The organism is Paraplanobispora takensis (genome assembly GCF_016863195.1).
Taxonomy (GTDB): Bacteria; Actinomycetota; Actinomycetes; order Streptosporangiales; family Streptosporangiaceae; genus Planobispora; species Planobispora takensis.
In genome coordinates, this window is sequence record NZ_BOOK01000017.1 from 76,110 (window position 1) to 95,198 (window position 19,089).

The 19,089-nt window shown below is 72.8% G+C and carries 17 protein-coding genes; 13 read left to right on the forward strand and 4 right to left on the reverse strand.

Annotated features, from left to right (window positions below):
• Positions 1–80 precede the first annotated feature (80 nt).
• The 10 genes from fakA (at position 81) to Pta02_RS13370 (ending at position 8,828) form a co-directional block, all read left to right on the forward strand.
• Complete coding sequence (gene fakA / locus Pta02_RS13325; RefSeq protein ID WP_203875099.1) at positions 81–1,649, forward strand: DAK2 domain-containing protein; 1,569 nt, start codon at positions 81–83, stop codon at positions 1,647–1,649.
• A 78-nt stretch (positions 1,650–1,727) separates the two neighbouring features.
• Positions 1,728–3,899: an ATP-dependent DNA helicase RecG gene (gene recG, locus Pta02_RS13330; protein ID WP_203875100.1), complete on the forward strand. Its 2,172-nt coding sequence runs from the start codon at positions 1,728–1,730 to the stop codon at positions 3,897–3,899.
• Between the two features lie 454 nt (positions 3,900–4,353).
• A complete protein-coding gene (gene rsmD, locus Pta02_RS13335) occupies positions 4,354–4,923 on the forward strand; it encodes a 16S rRNA (guanine(966)-N(2))-methyltransferase RsmD (protein WP_203875101.1) in 570 nt (189 codons plus the stop codon).
• A gap of 15 nt (positions 4,924–4,938) precedes the next feature.
• Complete coding sequence (gene coaD / locus Pta02_RS13340; RefSeq protein ID WP_203875102.1) at positions 4,939–5,415, forward strand: pantetheine-phosphate adenylyltransferase; 477 nt, start codon at positions 4,939–4,941, stop codon at positions 5,413–5,415.
• 130 nt (positions 5,416–5,545) lie between these two features.
• Entirely contained in the window at positions 5,546–6,097 is a 552-nt protein-coding gene (locus Pta02_RS13345) for a YceD family protein (RefSeq protein ID WP_203875103.1), read from the forward strand.
• Between the two features lies 1 nt (position 6,098).
• Positions 6,099–6,278: a 50S ribosomal protein L32 gene (gene rpmF / locus Pta02_RS13350; RefSeq protein WP_068926486.1), complete on the forward strand. Its 180-nt coding sequence runs from the start codon at positions 6,099–6,101 to the stop codon at positions 6,276–6,278.
• A 279-nt stretch (positions 6,279–6,557) separates the two neighbouring features.
• A complete protein-coding gene (gene rnc / locus Pta02_RS13355) occupies positions 6,558–7,241 on the forward strand; it encodes a ribonuclease III (protein WP_239127742.1) in 684 nt (227 codons plus the stop codon).
• 48 nt (positions 7,242–7,289) lie between these two features.
• The gene (mutM, locus tag Pta02_RS13360) at positions 7,290–8,174 is read left to right on the forward strand and encodes a bifunctional DNA-formamidopyrimidine glycosylase/DNA-(apurinic or apyrimidinic site) lyase (protein WP_203875105.1); all 885 of its coding nucleotides are present in this window, start codon (positions 7,290–7,292) and stop codon (positions 8,172–8,174) included.
• A complete protein-coding gene (locus Pta02_RS13365; RefSeq protein WP_203875106.1) occupies positions 8,171–8,446 on the forward strand; it encodes an acylphosphatase in 276 nt (91 codons plus the stop codon). Before mutM ends, Pta02_RS13365 begins: the two co-directional genes overlap by 4 nt.
• A 187-nt stretch (positions 8,447–8,633) precedes the next feature.
• Positions 8,634–8,828: a hypothetical protein gene (locus Pta02_RS13370; protein ID WP_203875107.1), complete on the forward strand. Its 195-nt coding sequence runs from the start codon at positions 8,634–8,636 to the stop codon at positions 8,826–8,828.
• Between the two features lie 156 nt (positions 8,829–8,984).
• Here Pta02_RS13370 and Pta02_RS13375 read toward each other — a convergent pair whose 3' ends face one another.
• The gene (locus Pta02_RS13375) at positions 8,985–9,665 is read right to left on the reverse strand and encodes an alpha/beta hydrolase (protein WP_203875108.1); all 681 of its coding nucleotides are present in this window, start codon (positions 9,663–9,665) and stop codon (positions 8,985–8,987) included.
• A gap of 205 nt (positions 9,666–9,870) precedes the next feature.
• Between Pta02_RS13375 and smc the strand changes: the two genes are divergently transcribed.
• Both smc and ftsY read left to right on the forward strand, forming a co-directional pair.
• A complete protein-coding gene (gene smc / locus Pta02_RS13380; protein ID WP_203875109.1) occupies positions 9,871–13,554 on the forward strand; it encodes a chromosome segregation protein SMC in 3,684 nt (1,227 codons plus the stop codon).
• 84 nt (positions 13,555–13,638) lie between these two features.
• Positions 13,639–14,814: a signal recognition particle-docking protein FtsY gene (gene ftsY, locus Pta02_RS13385; protein WP_239130439.1), complete on the forward strand. Its 1,176-nt coding sequence runs from the start codon at positions 13,639–13,641 to the stop codon at positions 14,812–14,814.
• A gap of 106 nt (positions 14,815–14,920) precedes the next feature.
• Here the strand turns inward: ftsY and Pta02_RS13390 are convergent, their stop codons facing one another.
• The 3 genes from Pta02_RS13390 to Pta02_RS13400 are packed head-to-tail and all read right to left on the reverse strand — an operon-like array spanning position 14,921 to position 17,906.
• Complete coding sequence (locus tag Pta02_RS13390; protein WP_203875110.1) at positions 14,921–15,709, reverse strand: ABC transporter ATP-binding protein; 789 nt, start codon at positions 15,707–15,709, stop codon at positions 14,921–14,923.
• On the reverse strand, positions 15,706–16,857 hold the full coding sequence (locus Pta02_RS13395; RefSeq protein ID WP_203875111.1) for a FecCD family ABC transporter permease: 1,152 nt from the start codon (positions 16,855–16,857) through the stop codon (positions 15,706–15,708). The genes Pta02_RS13390 and Pta02_RS13395 overlap by 4 nt, the downstream gene beginning before the upstream one ends.
• Positions 16,854–17,906: a FecCD family ABC transporter permease gene (locus Pta02_RS13400; protein WP_203875112.1), complete on the reverse strand. Its 1,053-nt coding sequence runs from the start codon at positions 17,904–17,906 to the stop codon at positions 16,854–16,856. Before Pta02_RS13400 ends, Pta02_RS13395 begins: the two co-directional genes overlap by 4 nt.
• 97 nt (positions 17,907–18,003) lie before the next feature.
• Between Pta02_RS13400 and Pta02_RS13405 the strand changes: the two genes are divergently transcribed.
• A complete protein-coding gene (locus Pta02_RS13405; protein WP_203875113.1) occupies positions 18,004–19,011 on the forward strand; it encodes an ABC transporter substrate-binding protein in 1,008 nt (335 codons plus the stop codon).
• The last annotated feature ends 78 nt before the right edge of the window (positions 19,012–19,089 follow it).

Sequence of the window (19,089 nt, forward strand, 5' to 3'; positions counted from 1 at the left end):
GCGCATGTCGCGACGGCGGTTACGGTCGGCGGGGCCGGTGAAGGGTAGGGAACGGGCGCGACACAGGGCACGGAGGCAGGATGCTGCAGGTTCTCGACCCGCCGGCGGTCCGCCGGTGGTCCCGGCTGGCCGCGGAGACCCTCGGCAGGGCCCGCGAGGAGATCGACGCGCTCAACGTCTTCCCCGTGCCCGACGGCGACACCGGGACCAACCTGCACCTGACCATGCTCGCGGCCACCGAGGCGCTCGACGCGCTGCCCGGCGACGCGGACGCGGCGACCACGTGGCGGGAGCTCGCGCGGGGCGCGCTGCTCGGCGCGCGGGGCAACTCCGGGGTCATCGCCAGCCAGGCGCTGCGCGGTCTGGCCGAGGTGCTCGGGACGGGCGAGGGCCACGGCGCCGACCTGAGGCGCGGCCTGGTCAGGGCCGCCGAGCTGGCCCGCGGGGCGGTGGAGCGGCCGGTCGAGGGCACCCTGCTGAGCGTCCTGGCCGCGGTCGCCTCCGCCGTCGGCGACATGGCGGGGGACCTGGGCGAGGTGGTACGGCGGGCGGCGCGGGAGGCCAGGGACGCGTTGCTGCGCACCACCGCCCAGCTCGACGTGCTGGCCCGAAACGGCGTGGTGGACGCCGGGGCCGCGGGCCTGGTGATCATCCTGGAGAGCCTGGCCGCGGTGGTGACCGACTCCTACACCGGACGGCCGGACATCCCCGCCCCGGCGCGCAAGGTCGTCGCCCCGGAGCCGGAGCAGGGCCCCTCCTACGAGGTCATGTACCTGCTGGACTCCGACGCCGCGGCGGTGGAGACGCTGCGCGCGGAGCTCGACGCGCTCGGCGACTCGCTGGTGGTCGTGGGCGGCGAGGGCCTGTGGAACGTCCACGTCCACGTCGACGACGCGGGCGCCGCCATCGAGGCGGGCATGCGGTACGGCAGGCCGTACCGGATCAAGGTGACCTACCTGGTCGGCGCCGACCGGACCCACCGGGCCGCGGGCGGGCGGGGCGTGGTGGCCGTGGCCGCGGGCCCGGCCCTGGGCGCGCTGTTCGAGCGCTCCGGCGCCGTCGTGGTCCACCGCGACCCCGGCTCCAGCCCGCCGCTGGCCGCGGTGCTCGCCGCGGTCCGCGAGGCGGGCACCGAGGTGGTGGTCCTGCCCAACGACAGCGGGGCGCGCGAGGTCGCGGCGGCCGCCGCCGAGATCGCCCGCGAGGAGGGGATCGCGGTGAGCGTGCTGCCCACCCGGGCCTCGGTGCAGGGCCTGTCGGCCCTGGCGGTCCACGACCCGCTGCGGCGTTTCGACGACGACGTGGTCGCGATGACCGAGGCCGCGGCGCACACCCGGTACGGGCACGTCTGGGTGGCCGACCGCGAGGTCATGACGAGCGCCGGGCTGGTCGAGCCCGGCAAGGTGCTGGGCGTGATCGACGGGGACGCCGCGGTGGCCGGCACGGATCTGACGGACGTCGTCCTGCGGGTCGTCGACCGGATGATGTCCTCCAGCAGCGAGCTGGTCACGCTGCTGCAGGGCGAGCGGGCGCCCGGCGGGCTGGCGCAGGCCGTACAGGACCGTCTGGCCGAGGTGAGGCCCGACGTCGAGGTCGTCCGCTACGAGGGCGGGCAGGGCGGCTACCCCCTGCTCATCGGCGTCGAGTGACCGGCCGCATCCGGACGCCGGCCCCGCGTATCCGGCAGTCCGGTGATTTCTGTCGGCGGGAAGCGGTAGAAAGCTGCGGTGACGAGCTTCGACGAGCCGCTGACGAAGGCGCTTGATCCCAAGACGGCCAGGCTGCTGGAGAGCGTCCTCGGCCTGCGCACCGTCGGCGATCTGCTGCGGCACTATCCCCGGCGCTACGCCCAGCGCGGTGAGCTGACCGACCTCGACGACCTGAAGGTCGACGAGCACGTCACGGTGGTGGGCGAGGTCACCAGGCTCATGCGCAAACCGATGCGCAGCAAGGGCGGCACCTGGCTGGAGGTCGAGGTCGTCGACGGCCGCCGCAGCAAGATCTACCTGTCGTTCTTCGGCAAGGCGTCCCACATCGCCGAGACCCGGCTGCGCCCGGGGGCCCGGGGCATGTTCGCGGGCAAGGTCGGCGCGTTCGGCCAGGGCGAGCGCCGCAAGTGGCAGCTCTCCCACCCCGAGTTCGAGATGATCGACGAGTCTGAGACCGAGGCGGGCGAGTTCGCCGCCGCGCTGGTCCCGATCTATCCGGCGGGCAAGGACGTGACGCCCTGGGCGATCCGCCGCGCCCTGGGCGTGATCCTGGACACCCTGGGCCCCATCGACGACCCGCTCTCCGACGCCCTCAGGACCCGGCACGGGCTGCCCGGCCTGGCCGAGGCGCTGACGGCGATCCACCGCCCGCGCGATCACGGCGACGTGACGCGGGCCCGCAGGCGGCTCAAGTTCGACGAGGCGTTCCTGCTGCAGGCGGTGCTGATGCAGCGGCGGATGGCCGCCGAGGCCTGGCCCGCCACGCCCCGGCCCCGGCGCGGCGACGGGCTGCTGGCCGACTTCGACGGGCGGCTGCCGTTCACGCTCACCGAGGGCCAGCAGAGCGTGGGGGAGGAGATCGCGGCCGACCTGAGCAGGCCCCACCCCATGCACCGGCTGCTGCAGGGCGAGGTCGGCGCGGGCAAGACCGTGGTGGCGCTGCGGGCGATGCTCCAGGTGGTCGACGCGGGCGGCCAGGCCGTGCTGCTCGCGCCCACCGAGGTGCTCGCCCAGCAGCACCACCGCTCGATCTCCGCGATGCTCGGCGACCTGGCCACCGGCGGCATGTTCGGCGGCACCGCGGTCGCCCTGCTGACCGGCTCGCTCGGCGCCGCGGCCCGCCGTACGGCGATGCTCGACGCGGCCTCCGGCGCGGCCGGGATCGTGGTCGGCACCCACGCGGTCCTGCAGGAGAAGGTGCAGTTCGCCGACCTGGGGCTGGTCGTGGTCGACGAGCAGCACCGCTTCGGCGTCGAGCAGCGCGACGCGCTGCGCGAGAAGGCCGGGGGCGGGCGCCCGCACGTCCTGGTCATGACCGCCACCCCGATCCCGCGCACGGTGGCGATGACCGTCTTCGGCGACCTGACGGTCTCCACGCTCTCCCAGCTCCCCTCCGGGCGCGCCCCGATCACCACCCACGTGGTCCCCGCCGCGGAGAAGCCGCACTTCCTCGACCGCACCTGGACCCGGCTGCGCGAGGAGGTGGGGCTGGGCCGTCAGGCCTACGTCGTGTGCCCGCGCATCGGCGACCTGGAGGGCGACGAGGGCGACCTGGCCAAGACCGACGACGAGCGCAGGCCGCCGCTGGCGGTGCTGGACGTGGCGGAGATGCTGTCGCAGGGGCCGCTGCACGGGCTGCGCACGCAGGTGCTCCACGGCAAGCTGCCGCCCGAGGAGAAGGACGCCGTGATGCGGGCCTTCGCCCGGGGCGAGGTCGACGTCCTGGTGGCCACCACGGTCATCGAGGTCGGCGTGGACGTGCCCAACTCCTCGGTCATGGTCATCATGGACGCCGACCGGTTCGGCGTCTCCCAGCTCCACCAGCTCCGCGGCCGGGTCGGCCGGGGCGGACTGCCGGGCCTGTGCCTGCTGGTGAGCGAGTCCCCGGCCGGGACCCCGGCGCGCGAGCGGCTCGACGCGGTGGCGGCGACCCTGGACGGCTTCGAGCTGTCCCGGGTGGACCTGGAGCAGCGCCGCGAGGGTGACGTGCTGGGGGTGGCGCAGTCGGGCCGCAGATCGTCGCTGAAGATGCTCCGGCTGCTGCGCGACGAGGACATCATCGAGAGCGCCCGCCAGGAGGCCGAGACGATGCTGACGGCGGACCCCGACCTGGTCGCCCACCCGGTCCTGCGGACCGAGATCGAGCGGCTGCTCGCCGACGAGCGCGCGGAGTACCTCGAGAAGACCTGACGGGAGGGGACCCGAGGCTGGAAGGGGCCGGGGCGGGGGAGAGGGCGACTCGGGCAAGGGGCCGATGCGGGCCGGGGGCGGCGCAGGCGAGAGGCCGATGCGGGGGAGAGGGCGACTCGGACCGGGGGGCGGCGCAGGCGAGAGGGCGATGCGGAAAGGGTCCCGAACGCCCAGCGGCGGGGACGGCCTCCCCCCGAATGCCGTCCCCGCCTGGGCCCGCCCTCGGGTCAGGTGCCGAGAGCACCGACGTGCGGAAGGGCTCACGATCACGTCGGCCGGCCTTCCCCTGGGTCATCCGAAGGCCGCAGGACTCATCATGCAGGCTGCGGGCACCCGGGGGAACGACCCTTGCGCTTTCCTCGCCGCCCCTTGCCGACTCTTGACCTAGATCACCTCCCTCACCCCCTCTGAGCTGGGGTGATGTGTTTCCGCTGCGACACGGGAGAATGGTGGGGTGAGTCGAGTCATCGCGGGGATCGCAGGAGGAAGACGGCTGGCCGTGCCACCGGGGAACCGGACGCGGCCCACCAGCGACCGGGCCAGGGAGGGGATCTTCTCCACGGTGGGGTCGCTGCTCGGCTCGCTGGAGGGGGCGCGGGTGCTGGACCTGTACGCCGGGTCCGGCGCCGTCGGGCTGGAGGCGCTGTCCCGGGGGGCGTCCCACGCGCTGCTGGTGGAGTCCGACGCCAAGGCCGTCAGGACCATCAGGGCCAACATCTCCGCCCTGGGCCTGCCGGGGGCCGAGCTGGCCGCCGACAAGGTCGAACGGGTGCTCGCCAGGGGCGCCGCGGAGCCGTACGACCTGGTCTTCGCCGACCCGCCCTACGCGGTGACCGCCGAGGCGGTGGACGCGGTGCTGGGACAGCTGCGCGACCAGGGCTGGCTCGCCGTGCACGCCCTGGTCGCGGTGGAGCGGGAGAGCAGGGGGGAGGACCTCGTGTGGCCCGAGGGCTTCGAAGAGGAGAGGGTCCGTCGTTACGGCGAAGCGGCCGTTTGGTACGGTCGCGCCGCCGGGAATCCGTAAACCTGGGGGTTCGCCTTGCGTCGCGTCGTCTGTCCGGGGTCCTTCGACCCCGTCACCAACGGTCATCTCGACATCATCGGCCGGGCCTCCCGGCAGTATGACGAGGTCGTCGTCGCGGTCCTGATCAACATCGAGAAGAAGAGCCTGTTCACGGTCGAGGAGCGCATCGAGATGCTCCAGAGCGTGACCAAGGAGTACGGCAACGTGCGCGTGGACAAGTTCCACGGCCTGCTCGTGGACTACTGCAAGCAGCAGGAGATCCCTGCGATCGTCAAGGGCCTGCGCGCGATCAGCGACTTCGACTACGAGCTGCAGATGGCCCAGCTCAACTACCGGATGTCGGAGGTCGAGACGCTGTTCATGGCGACCGGGCCCGAGGTGTCGTTCCTGTCGTCCAGCCGGATCAAGGAGATCGTCCGGTACGGCGGGGACGTGGCCGGGCTCGTCCCCGACCTCGTCCACGACCTGCTGGTCGAGCGCCTGCGGGGCTGATCCCCCGGCCGCTCGGCCCGTGCTCCGCGCCCGGGCCGAGCGGCGTTCGCAGGACAGGCCCGCGGTCCTGGTATTCTCTTATTTCGGCCTTGCACGACGGCGACGATTCGCCATGCCTGATGAGAGCGTAATGACTCTGCACCTTGATCCCCGAGCCCCCTGGGTGATCTCCACCCATGATCTGGGCCGGCGACCGGGATCGATGCGCGAGATGCATCTCACTCTCCCGGCACCGGCGGACGTCGGCGTTGACATGATCGGCGTCCCCAAGGACGCCGACGTGAAGCTGGACATCCGGCTTGAGGCGGTCATGGAGGGTGTGCTCGTCACGGGCACGGCGCGTTCCCCGCTGCGGGGGGAGTGCGCACGGTGCCTGGAGCCGGTCACCTCGGAAACCGAGGTGTCGTTCCAGGAGCTGTTCTTCTACTCGGCTGAGGATGCAGCCGAGGACGACTCGCTTCTCGACGGTGAGCTGTTCGATCTCGAGTCCACCTTCCGCGACGCGGTGGTGCTCACGCTGCCGCTGAGTCCGCTCTGCAGTGAAGACTGCACCGGTCTCTGCTCGCAGTGCGGGGTCAGGCTGGCCGACGCCGAGCCCGACCACGGACACGAGGTCGTCGACGCCCGCTGGGCGAAGCTGCAGGGTCTGGTAACGGAACATAACAACGATCAGGAGAGCTGACGTGGCTGTCCCCAAGCGCAAGATGTCGCGGAGCAACACTCGCTCCCGCCGGTCGCAGTGGAAGGCCGCAGCGGTCTCGCTCGTGAGCTGCCCCCAGTGCCGCTCGCCGAAGCGTCCGCACATGGCGTGCCCGACCTGCGGCACCTACAACCGCCGTCAGGTGATCGAGCCCTCCGCCTGATCGCATTCTGACTGACGGATGCCGGCCGGGGGCTCATCGCCCTCGGCCGGCGTCACCGTCTCCACACCGATGCGATGGCGGTCCGCCCGCGGCTGTGGTGGACGCCGGGGTTCGCGGCGACGCGTGCCCTCCCGGCGCCCACCACGTCTTCGGGGTCATCAGGGTTTCCAGGCACTTCCGACTTCTTGCCTCGCCATCGCGACCTGCTGAACACTCGCGCGAGGAGAAGATGTGGCAACAAGTGTGAAGCCCGTGGCGGTCGAGGTCGCCAGGGACGAGCTGGAGCGGATCCTGTCCGTGCGGCTGGACGTCGCGATCCTGGAGCGTGCGCTGACCCACCGCTCGTACGCCTACGAGAACGGCGGCCTGCCGACCAACGAGCGCCTGGAGTTCCTGGGCGACTCGGTGCTGGGCCTGGTGGTCACCGACACCCTCTACCGCAACCACCCCGACCTGCCCGAGGGCCAGCTGGCCAAGCTCAGGGCCGCGGTGGTCAACATGCGCGCCCTCGCCGACGTGGCCCGCAACCTGGGCCTGGGCCGCTTCCTGCGGCTCGGCCGGGGCGAGGAGGGCACCGGGGGGCGCGACAAGTCCTCGATCCTGGCCGACACCCTCGAGGCCCTCATCGGCTCGGTCTACGTCAACAAGGGCCTGGACGAGTCGTTCCGCGTCGTCCACCTGCTCTTCGACGCCCTGATCACCCGCTCGGCCTCGCTGGGCGCCGGGCTCGACTGGAAGACCTCCCTGCAGGAGCTGACCGCCTCCGAGTCGCTCGGCGTGCCCGAGTATCACGTCGAGGAGAGCGGGCCCGACCACGCCAAGTCCTTCACCGCGGTGGTGCGCCTGGGAGGCGAGGAGTACGGCGCGGGCTCCGGCCGCTCGAAGAAGGAGGCCGAGCAGCAGGCCGCCGAGGCCGCCTGGAACCGCATCAGGGCCGCCCAGGAGAAGCAGGCGGCAGGCTGACGTCCCCGGGGGCCGTCCCCGGGATCCCGTTTCCCGAAGGAGGGGCGCATGCCCGAGCTGCCCGAGGTGGAGGTCGTACGGCGCGGCCTGGAACGCTGGGTGTCCGGGCGGACCGTGGCCGCCGCCGAGGTGTTCCACCCCCGGGCGGTCCGGCGGCACGTCCCCGGCGCCGAGGAGTTCGTCTCCCGGCTGCGGGGCCGTACGGTCGGAACCGCCCAGCGCCGCGGGAAGTACCTGTGGCTGCCGCTGGACGGCTCTGACGCCGTCCTGGCGCACCTGGGGATGAGCGGGCAGCTGCTGGTGACCGATCCGGGCTCGCCCCCGGAGAAGCACCTGAGGATCCGTCTGAGCTTCACCGACGGCGGTCCGGAGCTGCGCTTCGTCGACCAGCGGACCTTCGGCCACGTGCTGGTGACCGCGCTGGCCGACTCCGCCGGCCGGCCCGTCCCCGAGCCGATCACCCACATCGCGGCGGACCCGTTCGAGGAGCACTTCGACGCCGGCGTGTTCGCCCGGCGGCTGCGCGCCCGGCAGACCGAGATCAAGCGGGCGCTGCTGGACCAGTCGCTGGTCAGCGGGATCGGCAACATCTACGCCGACGAGGCCCTGTGGCGGGCCGGGCTGCACGGCGCGCGGCCCACGGAGAGACTGACCGGGCCGAAGATCGCCGAACTGCTGGACGCCGCCCGCGAGGTGATGTCCGAGGCCCTCGAGGAGGGCGGCACATCTTTCGATAGTTTGTATGTGAATGTCAATGGGGAGAGCGGCTACTTCGACCGCTCACTGGCCGTGTACGGCCGGCGTGACCTGCCCTGTCGCAGGTGCGGCACTCCGATCGTCCGCGAGTCGTTCATGAACCGCTCGTCCTACAGTTGCCCCCGCTGCCAGCCCCGGCCGCGAGGTCTCCGTACCCCCGGAAGGGCCGGGCCGTGACGGGCGTGCGGCTGACCGCCTGGGTCAGGGGGCGGGTGCAGGGCGTGGGTTTCCGCTGGTGGACACGGGCGCGGGCGCTGGAGCTCGGCCTGGTCGGCTGGGCGCGGAACACCGCCGACGGCCGGGTCGAGGTCGTGGCGGAGGGGCCGCAGGAGGCCGGGGAGAGGCTTCTGGAGCTCCTGCGGGGTTGCCATACGCCGGGGAAGGTGGATGGAGTTGTGGAACGCTGGAGCGAAGCCAAAGGTGATTTAGTGGGTTTTGTGGAGCGCTAGCCCTTCCCCTAAACCGATACATAAGGTATATTTAGCCGTCGAGAGTGCCCACAGGTGCATCCATGCGGAGTGTTCAACTTGACCGTCTCCCTCACCGGTGCGACTCTTGATAAGAACCACGCGCACCCCTCCCGCGGCAAGAAGTGCGCGAACCAGTCTGGTCACTCAGCGTGGAGGACCCTTTACCATGGCGAAGGCTCTACTCGGCCACGTCGGCGGTCCCGACCCTCGGATGGTCTCGGAAATGCGCCGTCTCCAGCAGCGCATCCGTGACCTGGAGGCAGAGCTCACCCGGCTCCAGGCCCAGAACGAGGAGCTCACGGCCAACAACCGTGATGAGACGTTCACCCGCCTGCAGGATCGCGAGCCGGCTCTCACCTAGAGCCTGTTCCCCCAGCCCCACGCCTGCTGCGCGGCGCGGGGAGTTGTGGAACGGGCCTCGAAAGCCGGGGCTGAAAAAACCGTCCAGGGACGCCTCCACAAGGGCGTCCCTTGTCATGTCATCCTTCAGATGTCACGTCATGTTGTGACTGTCGCGTCATGTTGTGACGTGGCGTGACAGGAAGGCCAGCTGGTCGGGCAGGATCCGCCGCCGGTAGGTCGTGTCGTCGCATCCGCGCGATATGCCGCCCTCGGCCGGTGCGCCCAGGGCCTGCAGACCCTTCAGCATCGTCACCGTCTGCTGCGCCCATCCGTCGGCGTCCCCGCATCCCAGCCATACGGGGATGTCCACCAGCTCCCGCAGCGGCGCCCGCGCCGCGGTGACGGCCGGAGAGGCCGCCGCCACGGCCGCGACCCGCTCCCCGCCCAGCTCGGCGGCCAGCCGCAGCGCTCCGGCGCCTCCGGCCGACCAGCCCAGCAGGCCTATGCGCCGGGTGTCGAGGCCGCAGCCGTACAGATAGGACAGGAGCGCGCCGGTCAGGTCGGCGGAGGGCCAGTCGTCGACGGCGGCCACCGCGAAGCGCTCGCCGCCCGCCGCGAGATAGCGGTCGACGGCGTATCGGTCGAACGGGGTCAGCGCGTCGCCCCCGGCCTCCTGCAGCATGATCACCACGGGGATCCGGCCCCGCGCGTTCGGCGGGAACCCGATCACCACCCGGCGGCCGTCCATGGTGGCCTGCTGGCGCGCCCCCGGGGCCGTGTCCGGAGGATCGGGCGCCCTGCCGCACCGGATCTGCCCGTAGGCGTCGCGGACGCCGTCCGGTCCGATGAGCGCCATGCCTCCCAGGCCCGCCAGCGCCAGCCCGCCGGTAAGGAGAAAGCCTCTGCGTTTGAGGGGCTTTTTCCCACTTCGAATGGGTTGTGGAGCTTCCCCCTCGCCGTGTTCCGCATCCATGCAGGGCACCATAGGCCGTGCACGGGCGGGCGCGGGCGAAGAACGGTAGTCTTCCCCTCGCACGACCACAGGGGATGAGGGGGTTTCCATGTATTTGAAGACCCTCACCCTGCGCGGCTTCAAATCTTTCGCCTCGGCCACCACCCTGCGCTTCGAGCCCGGCATCACCGCCGTCGTGGGCCCCAACGGTTCGGGCAAGTCCAACGTCGTCGACGCCCTGGCCTGGGTCATGGGCGAGCACAGCGCCAAGTCGCTGCGCGGCGGCAAGATGGAGGACGTCATCTTCGCCGGGACCTCCTCGCGGGCCCCGCTGGGGCGCGCCGAGGTCACGCTCACCATCGACAACTCCGACGGCGCCCTGCCGATCGACTACACCGAGGTGACGATCAGCCGCCTGATGTTCCGGGCCGGTCAGAGCGAGTACGCCATCAACGGCGACACCTGCCGCCTGCTGGACATCCAGGAGCTGCTGTCGGACTCCGGCATCGGCCGCGAGATGCACGTCATCGTGGGCCAGGGCCAGCTCGACCAGGTGCTGCACGCCGGCCCCGAGGACCGCAGGGCGTTCATCGAGGAGGCCGCCGGGGTCCTGAAGCACCGCAAGCGCAAGGAGAAGGCGCTGCGGAAGCTGGACGCGATGCAGGCCAACCTCAACCGCGTGCAGGACCTCACCGCCGAGCTGCGCCGCCAGCTCAAGCCGCTGGGCCGCCAGGCCGAGATCGCCCGCAAAGCCGCCGTCATCCAGGCCGACCTGCGCGACGCCCGGCTGCGCCTGCTGGCCGACGACGTGCTCACCTTGCGGACCACCCTGGAGCGCGAGGCCGCCGACGAGGCCGCGATCCTCGCCCGCCGCAGGGCCGTGGAGGAGGAGCTGGAGCAGGGCCAGCGGAGCGAGGCCGAGCTGGAGCAGGCCGAGGCCGAGGCCCAGCCCCGCCTGGCCGCCGCCCAGGAGGCCTACTTCCGGCTCTCCTCGATCCGTGAACGGCTGCGCGGACTGGCCGGGCTGGCCGCCGAACGGCACCGCCACGCCGCCGAGAGCGCGGTGGAGCGGCGCGGGCGCGACCCGGAGGACTACGAGCGCGAGGCCGAGGAGATCCGCGAGCAGGAGCGGGTGCTGGAGGAGCTGCTCGACCAGGAGCGCGAGGCCCTGGCCCGCGCCGTGGCCCGCAGGACCGAGGCCGAGGGGGCGCTGGCCGCCGAGGAGCGGCGGCTGACCGCCGAGGCCCGGGCCGCCGCCGACCGCCGCGAGGGGCTCGCCCGGCTCCGGGGCCAGGTCGGCGCGGTGCGCAGCCGCGCCGAGGCCGCCGAGGAGGAGATCGGCCGGCTGGCGCGTTCGCTGGCCGAGGCCGAGCGGCGGGCCGAGCTGGCCGAGACCGAGCACGCCGGTCAGGAGCAGGCCGATCCCGCCGCCGACCCGGCCCTCGCCGAGGAACTGGAGATGGCCCTGGAGGCCGTCGACGAGGCCAGGCACGCCGTCGAGGCGGCCAAGGCCGTGGTGGAGGAGGCCAAGGCGGCCGTCGCCGGCCCGAACGCGGCGCTGGGCTCCGCCAGGGCCGTCGCGACCGCCGCGCGCGCCGCCGACCAGGAGGCGCAGCGCCAGGCCGCCGCGCTGGAGGCCAGGGCCGAGGCGCTGGAGCTGGGCCTGTCCAGGGGGGCCGACGGCGGCGCCGCGCTGCTGGCCGCCGACCTGGCCGGGGTGCTGGGCCCGGTCGCGGCGATGATGACCGTACGGCCCGGCGCCGAGGTGGCCGTGGCCGCCGTGCTCGGCGCCACGGCCGAGGCGGTGGCGGTGGAGTCGCTGCAGAGCGCGGTGGACGCCCTGGAGTTCCTGCGGGCGGAGCAGGAGGGCCGGGCGGCCCTGGTCGTGGCCGCCGGCGGCCCGCCGCCCCCGGCCGGACCGGTCCCGGTGGCCGGGGCCGAGTGGGCGATCGACCTGGTGACCGTCCCCGCCGAGCTGCGGGCGGCCGTCTCCCACCTGCTGGCGGACGTGCTGGTCGTCGACGACCTGCAGGCGGCCGGCAAGACGGTCGAGCAGTGGCCGCACCTGCGGGCGGTGACCCGGTCCGGGGACCTGCTGGGCGCCCACGCCGTCACCGGCGGGGGAGCCGCGGGCTCCTCGGCCCTGCAGATGCGGGCCGCGCTCGACGAGGCCGCCGCCGACCTGGCGCAGGCCCGCCTCGCCGCCGAGCGGACGGCGACGGCCGTGGAGGAGACCGCCCAGGCCGAGGAGGAGGCCCGGCTCGCCGTGGAGGCCGCCCAGGCCGGGGTGGCCGAGGCCCAGACGGGCGTGCAGACCGCCCAGTCCAGGGTCAACGCGGCGCAGGCCGCGCTGGACGCCCTGCGGTCCAGGCAGCGCGACGCCGACCAGCAGGCCGCCGCCGCGGCCCGGCGGCTGGCCCAGCTCGGCGCGGCGGCCACGGCCGCCCGCGAGGAGTGCGCGCGCCTGGCCGCCGGCGTGCGGGCGGCCGAGGAGGCGCGCGGGCGGAGCGCGGCCGAGCTGACGGAGCTGGAGGAACGTCTCGCCGCCGCGGAGGGCGCCGCGGAGCCGGAGGCCGAGCCGGGCACCGAGATCCGCGACGAGCTCGCCGAGGTCTGCGAGACGGCCCGGCAGTCCGAGATGGAGGCCCGGCTGGCCGTGCGCACGGCCGAGGAACGCGTCAGGGGCCTGTCCGGCAGGGCCGACGGGCTGATGCGGGCGGCGGCGCGCGAGCGCGAGGAGCGGGCCAGAGCGGCCGAGCTGCGCGAGCGGCGCCGCCGGCAGGCCGGCCTCGCCCAGGCGGTCGTCCGGGGCGCCGAGCGCGCTCTCAGCGCGCTGGAGGCCTCGCTCACCGCGGCCGCCGCCGGACGCGACGAGGCCGAGCAGGCGCGCGGGCAGATCGACGCCGCGCTCAAGTCCGTCCGGGCCCGGGTCCGTGAGCTGTCCGGGGAGCTGGACAAGCTGGTGAACCGGGTGCACGGCAGCGAGATGGCCAGGACCGAGCAGCGGCTGCGCCTGGAGCAGCTGGAGACCCGCGCCGTCGAGGAGTACGGCGTCGAGCCCGAGACCCTCATCGCCGAGTACGGCCCCGACGAACCGGTGCCGTCGGCCGACGGTGAGCCGGTGCCGTACGTCCGCGAGGAGCAGGAGAAGCGCGCCAGGGCGGCCGACCGGCAGATGGCCCAGCTCGGCAAGGTCAACCCGCTCGCGCTGGAGGAGTTCGCGGCCCTGGAGGAGCGGCACGCCTTCCTCACCTCGCAGCTGGAGGACCTCAAGAAGACCCGCCGCGACCTGATGCTGGTCGTCAAGGAGGTCGACGAGCGGGTCGAGCAGGTGTTCGCCGCCGCCTACGAGGACGTGGCCCGCGAGTTCGAGACGATCTTCACGCGGGTGTTCCCGGGCGGCGAGGGCAGGCTGGTGCTCACCGATCCGGAGAACATGCTGACCACCGGCGTCGAGGTCGAGGCCCGGCCGCCGGGCAAGAAGGTCAAGCGGCTGTCGCTGCTGTCGGGCGGCGAGCGCTCGCTGACCGCGGTGGCGTTCCTGGTGGCCATCTTCAAGGCCCGGCCCTCGCCGTTCTACGTGATGGACGAGGTCGAGGCCGCCTTGGACGACACCAACACCCAGCGGCTGCTGACCCTCTTCGAGGAGCTGCGGCAGACGTCGCAGATCATCATCATCACCCATCAGAAGCGGACGATGGAGATCGCCGACGCGCTGTACGGCGTGTCGATGCGGGGGGACGGCGTCACCCAGGTCATCAGCCAGCGGCTGCGGGAGCAGGAAGCCGTCTGAACGAGGTGGATCTTCCGCGGGGAAAACGCCGTGCGGCGGGCCGGAGGTCGGACTAGGGGCCTCCGTCTGGGAAACTAGGCGGTTGTGGAGAGCTATCTCGGCCTGATCCTGATCATCGCCCTCGTCGTCGTGCTGACGGCGGGCGGCATGTTCCTGCTGTTCCGGCAGTCGCGCAAGGCGCCCCCGCCGGTCAAGCCGCCCGAGGCCCCGCCGCTGCCCCCCCGGGAGCAGGCGCCGCCGACGGGCGCCGTCAAGGAGGACGAGGCGGCGACGACCACCGTCCCGCCCCCGGCACGGACGATCGAGCCTCCGGTCGCGCCGGAGATCGAGGTCCCGCCGCCGTCGGCCGGCCGGATGGTACGGCTGCGCGCCCGCCTGGCCCGCTCGCAGACCACCCTCGGCAAGGGGCTGCTGGAGCTGCTCTCCCGTGACCGTCTCGACGACGACGTCTGGGACGAGATCGAGGAGACCCTGATCGGCGCCGACGTGGGCATCGCACCCACCCAGGCGATGGTCGAGGAGCTGCGCACGCGCGTGAAGGTGCTGGGCAGCCGGAGCCCCGAGGAGGTGCGCGGCCTGCTCAAGGAGCAGCTGCTCACCCAGATCGGCACCGACCTGGACCGCACGCTGCACGTCGTCAAGCACGGCGAGCGCCCGGCGGTGGTCCTCGTGGTCGGCGTCAACGGCACCGGCAAGACCACCACCACCGGCAAGCTGGCCCGCTCGCTGGTCGGCGACGGCAAGCACGTCGTGCTCGGCGCGGCCGACACCTTCCGCGCCGCGGCCGCCGACCAGCTCCAGACCTGGGGCGACCGGGTGGGCGCCGAGGTCGTGCGCGGCCCGGAGGGCGGCGACCCGGCCTCCGTCGCGTTCGACGCCGTGGCCAAGGGCATGGAGGTCAAGGCCGACGTGGTGATCGTGGACACCGCGGGCCGCCTGCACACCAAGACCGGCCTGATGGACGAGCTCGGCAAGGTCAAGCGCGTCATCGAGAAGAAGGCCACGGTCGACGAGGTGCTGCTCGTCCTCGACGCCACCACCGGCCAGAACGGCATGCGCCAGGCCCAGGTGTTCGCCGAGGTCGTCAACATCACCGGCATCGCCCTGACCAAGCTCGACGGCACCGCCAAGGGCGGCATCGTCATCTCCGTCCAGCGCGAGCTGGGCGTCCCCGTCAAGCTCGTCGGCCTCGGCGAGGGCCCCGACGACCTCGCCCCCTTCGACCCCGAGGTCTTCGTCGACGCCCTGCTCGGCGACTGACCCGCCGCCCACGGGCGCCGGTCCGCACCGCCCCCTTCCCCGCCGGTGAGGCGGGGCGGGGGGCGTCGTGCTTCTCACGCCCCCCGCTGGTATGGCGGTACGGCGGTCAGGGGTGGGGGCGGGTGCCGATGGGGACGACGAGGGGGGTGCCGGCCACGGGGTCTTCGATGACCTTGGCGTCGAGGTCGAAGACCTCCGCCAGCAGGGACTCGGTGAGGACCTCGGACGGGGTGCCGGCGGCGACGACCTTGCCGGCGCGCATGGCGACCAGGCGGTCGGCGTAGCGGGCGGCGAGGTTGAGGTCGTGCAGGACCATCACGACGGTGCGGCCGAGCTCGCCGTGGAGCCTGCGGACCAGCTCCAGCACCTCGATCTGGTGGGCCAGGTCGAGGAAGGTCGTCGGCTCGTCGAGCAGCAGCAGGTCGGTGCCCTGCGCCAGGGCCATGGAGATCCACGCGCGCTGGCGCTGGCCGCCCGACAGCTCGTCCAGGGGGCGCTCGCCCAGGTCGCCCAGGCCGGTCATGGACAGCGCCTCGCCCACCGCCGCCTCGTCGTCGGAGGACCACTGCCGGTACCAGGTCTGGTGCGGGTGCCGTCCCCTGGCCACCAGGTCGGCCACGGTCAGGCCCTCGGGGGCGGTCGGCGCCTGCGGGAGCACGCCCAGGATCCTGGCGACCTCCTTGGTGGGCATGCGGTCGATGCGCTTGCCGTCCAGCAGGACCTCTCCGCCGGAGGGCTTGAGGAGCCGGCCCAGCGCGCGCAGCAGGGTGGACTTGCCGCACCCGTTCGGCCCGATGATCGTGGTGACCGTCCCGGCCTCGATCCCGAGATCGAGACCGTCGACGACGACGCGATCGCCGTAGCCGAGCCTGACGTCGACGGCCTGCAGCCTCATGAACGGGCCTCCTTGCGTGCGCGGATGAGGAGATAGATCAGGTAGGGGGCGCCGAAGACCGCGGTGACCACTCCCACGGGCAGCTCGACGGGGCTGAAGACGGTGCGCGCGACCAGGTCGGCGGCGGTGGTCAGGACGGCGCCGGTCAGCGCGGAGACCACCAGCGGGGGCTGGGCCACCCCGGCCAGGCGCAGCGCGATCTGCGGGGAGGCCAGCGCGACGAAGGCGATGGGCCCGGCCGAGGCGGTGGCGACCGCGGCCAGCAGCACGGCGGAGAGGATCATCAGGCCGCGGGCGAGGTTCATCCGCACGCCCAGGCCGGTCACGGTGTCGTCGCCGAAGCGCAGCGCGCCGAGCGAGCGGGTGCCCAGCAGCGTCAGCGGGACCAGGACGACCAGGGCCAGCGCGGTCGGATGGACGTGCTCCCATCCCCGGCTGTTGAGCGAGCCGCTGATCCAGACCATGGCCCGGCTGCTGTCGTTCACGTCGCCGATGGTCAGCAGCCAGTACTTGACGTTGGTGAACACGGCCGTCACGCCGATCCCGACCAGCACCAGGCGATAGCCGTCCAGGCCCCTGCGCCAGGCCAGCAGATAGACGGTCAGCGCCCCGGCCAGACCCCCGGCCAGGGCCGTCAGCGGGATGCCGACCGCGGCCAGGTCGCCGCTGGGACCGCCCGCGGTGCTGCCCGCGGTGACGATGACCGCGACCACGGCCACGCCGGCCCCGGTGGTGACGCCCAGGATGTCGGGGCTGGCCAGCGGGTTGCGGGCGATGGCCTGGGTGATCGCCCCGGCCAGGGCGAGCGCCGCGCCGACCAGGGCGCCGGTCAGCGCGCGGGGCAGGCGCAGCTCCATCACCACGAAGTGGTTCGGGCCGTCGCCGGTGACGGCCTGGAAGACCTCGGCGACCGTCATCGGGATGTCCCCGATGCGGACGTTGAGGGCCATCGTCAGCGTCGCGGCCGCCAGCAGGATCACGGAGACGGTGACGGAGCGCAGGCGCAGCAGCCACGAGGCGGGCCCGACGCGCAGCGCGCGCTCGTGCGGGAGCCGTACCCGGGCGGGCCCGGGAGAGGTCTCGGGGGCGGCCGGACTCCGCGGCGCGGGAGCGGTCGCAGGAGAGGTCTCGGGGGCGGGGGGCGTCACAGGCGGACCGGCTTCCTACGGCGGACCAGGGCGATGAAGAAGGGCGCGCCGAGCAGCGCGAGCACGACGCCGACCTCCAGCTCACCCGGGCGGGCGACCACCCGGCCGACCACGTCGGCCAGCAGCAGGGCGCAGGCGCCCATCAGCCCGGAGTACGGCAGCAGCCAGCGATGGTCGGGCCCGGAGAACGGGCGGATCAGGTGGGGGACCATCAGGCCGATGAAGGAGAGCGCGCCGCAGGCCGCGACCGAGGCCCCGCTCAGCAACGTGACCGCGGCGACACCGACCGCGCGGGTCACGTTGACGTTCTGACCCAGGGCGCGGGCCACGTCCTCACCGAGGGAGAGCGTGTTCAGGCCGGGCGCGTTGATCAGCGCCAGCAGCAGGCCGGCGCCGATGAACGGGAGCACCTGCCACACGACGTCGCCGCCCCGGGCGGCGATCGAGCCGGCCTGCCAGAACCGGAAGACGTCCATGGCCTGCTCGTCCATGAGGACCATGGAGGAGGTCAGGGCGTAGAGGAAGGCGCTGACGGCGGTGCCCGCGAGGGCGAGGGTCACCGGGGTGGGGCCGCCTCCGCGGCCCCCGACCATGCCGAGCGCGAAGACGCCCACGCTGGCGATCAGCGCCCCGGCCAGGCCGAACCAGATGTAGCCGTAGAGGCTGGTGACGCCGATGACCATGATGCTCAGCACCATGGCGAAGGCGGCGCCCTGGGTGACGCCGAGCAGTCCGGGGTCGGCCAGCGGGTTGCGGGTGTGGCCCTGCATGAGGGCGCCGGCCACGCCGAGCGCGATCCCGGCCAGCACGCCGATCGCGGTCCTGGGGATGCGCAGCGAGCGGACGATGATGTCGTTCTCGGTGCCGGTCGGCGCGGTGATCGCCTGCCAGACCTCGGGCAGCGGGACGGGCTTGGCGCCGATCGAGACGCTCAGCATGACCGCGACCGCTAGCGCCGCGAACAGTCCGGCCAGGACGAGCAGGCGGCGCCGGTAGGTCGCCCGCGCACCGCCCGCGGGCGGCCGCGGCGGGGCCAGCGCTGTGCTCACGTCGTTCCTCTCGGTTGCCGGATCCCGTCCGAGTATGCCAGGTTAGGTATAGCTAAGCTAAATAAGGCTTACCTAACCTGGTTGAAAGGATCTCCTGATGAGAGCGTTGCGTGCCCTGTCCGTGGGTGTGGCGACAGCCGTACTCTCCCTCGGTCTGGCCGCGTGCGGGTCGGGTGACACCTCCGGCACCGCCGCCGGCAGCGCCTCTCCGGCCCCGGCGGGCAGCGCCGGCACGTCGTACCCGCGCACGGTGAAGCACGCCATGGGCGAGACGCGGATCCCGGCTCAGCCCAAGCGGGTCGTCGCCCTCGACCAGAGCTTCGTCGACGCGGTGCTGACGCTGGACACCGAGGTCGTCGGCTACACCGTCTACCGGGGGATCGACGAGAAGCTCCCCGACTATCTGGCCCCGGTCATGGACCAGGCGCAGAACATCAAGGTGGTCGGCACGCTGGAGGCGCCGAGCCTGGAGCAGATCATCGCGCTCAAGCCCGACCTGATCGTCTCGGCCAAGGTCCGCCACGAGGCGCTGTACGACAAGCTCGCCCAGATCGCGCCGACGGTGTTCAGCGAGACCACCGGCGCCATCTGGAAGGACAACCTCCGGCTGATGGGGCAGTCCCTGGGCAAGGAGGAGCTCGCCGAGGAGAGGATCAAGGCCTACGAGGAGCGCGCCGCCAAGATCGGCGAGTCCATCAAGGCCAAGCAGGGCGAGATGCCCACGGTCTCCGTCGCGCGCTTCACCAGCGAGCCGACCGTCCGCCTGTACGTGGAGAACTCCTACTCCGGCCTGGTGCTCAAGGACGTCGGCTTCCCGCGCCCCGAGGGACAGCCGAGCACCACTGAGACGATCATGGTGCCGATCAGCGAGGAGAACATCCCGCAGCTCGACGCCGACCACATCTTCGTCGTCTCCTATCCCGAGCCGGAGATCGAGGCCGTCCAGAAGCGGTTCCAGTCCAACCCGCTCTGGGGCAAGCTCAAGGGTGAGCAGCACGTGGTCGACGACGTCACCTGGATGAGCGCCGTCGGCATCCAGGGCGCCCACGTCATGCTCGACGACCTGGCGAAGATGTTCGAGGTGGACCCGGCCGAGGCCTCCTGACCTCAGGGTCCGGCCCGCCGGACGACTCCCCGCCGAGCCCGGCGTCCCGCGATGGGGCGCCGGGCTCGGCGGCGTCAC

Bases quoted from the DNA above. Each gene is read 5' to 3' on its own strand.
- mutM (WP_203875105.1), top strand. From the start codon at position 7,290: ATGCCCGAGCTGCCCGAGGTGGAGGTCGTACGGCGCGGCCTGGAACGC.
- Pta02_RS13390 (WP_203875110.1), bottom strand. From the start codon at position 15,709: ATGAGGCTGCAGGCCGTCGACGTCAGGCTCGGCTACGGCGATCGCGTC.
- fakA (WP_203875099.1), top strand. From the start codon at position 81: ATGCTGCAGGTTCTCGACCCGCCGGCGGTCCGCCGGTGGTCCCGGCTG.
- Pta02_RS13405 (WP_203875113.1), top strand. From the start codon at position 18,004: ATGAGAGCGTTGCGTGCCCTGTCCGTGGGTGTGGCGACAGCCGTACTC.
- Pta02_RS13345 (WP_203875103.1), top strand. From the start codon at position 5,546: ATGACTCTGCACCTTGATCCCCGAGCCCCCTGGGTGATCTCCACCCAT.
- Pta02_RS13375 (WP_203875108.1), bottom strand. From the start codon at position 9,665: ATGGCGCTCATCGGACCGGACGGCGTCCGCGACGCCTACGGGCAGATC.
- Pta02_RS13370 (WP_203875107.1), top strand. From the start codon at position 8,634: ATGGCGAAGGCTCTACTCGGCCACGTCGGCGGTCCCGACCCTCGGATG.
- smc (WP_203875109.1), top strand. From the start codon at position 9,871: ATGTATTTGAAGACCCTCACCCTGCGCGGCTTCAAATCTTTCGCCTCG.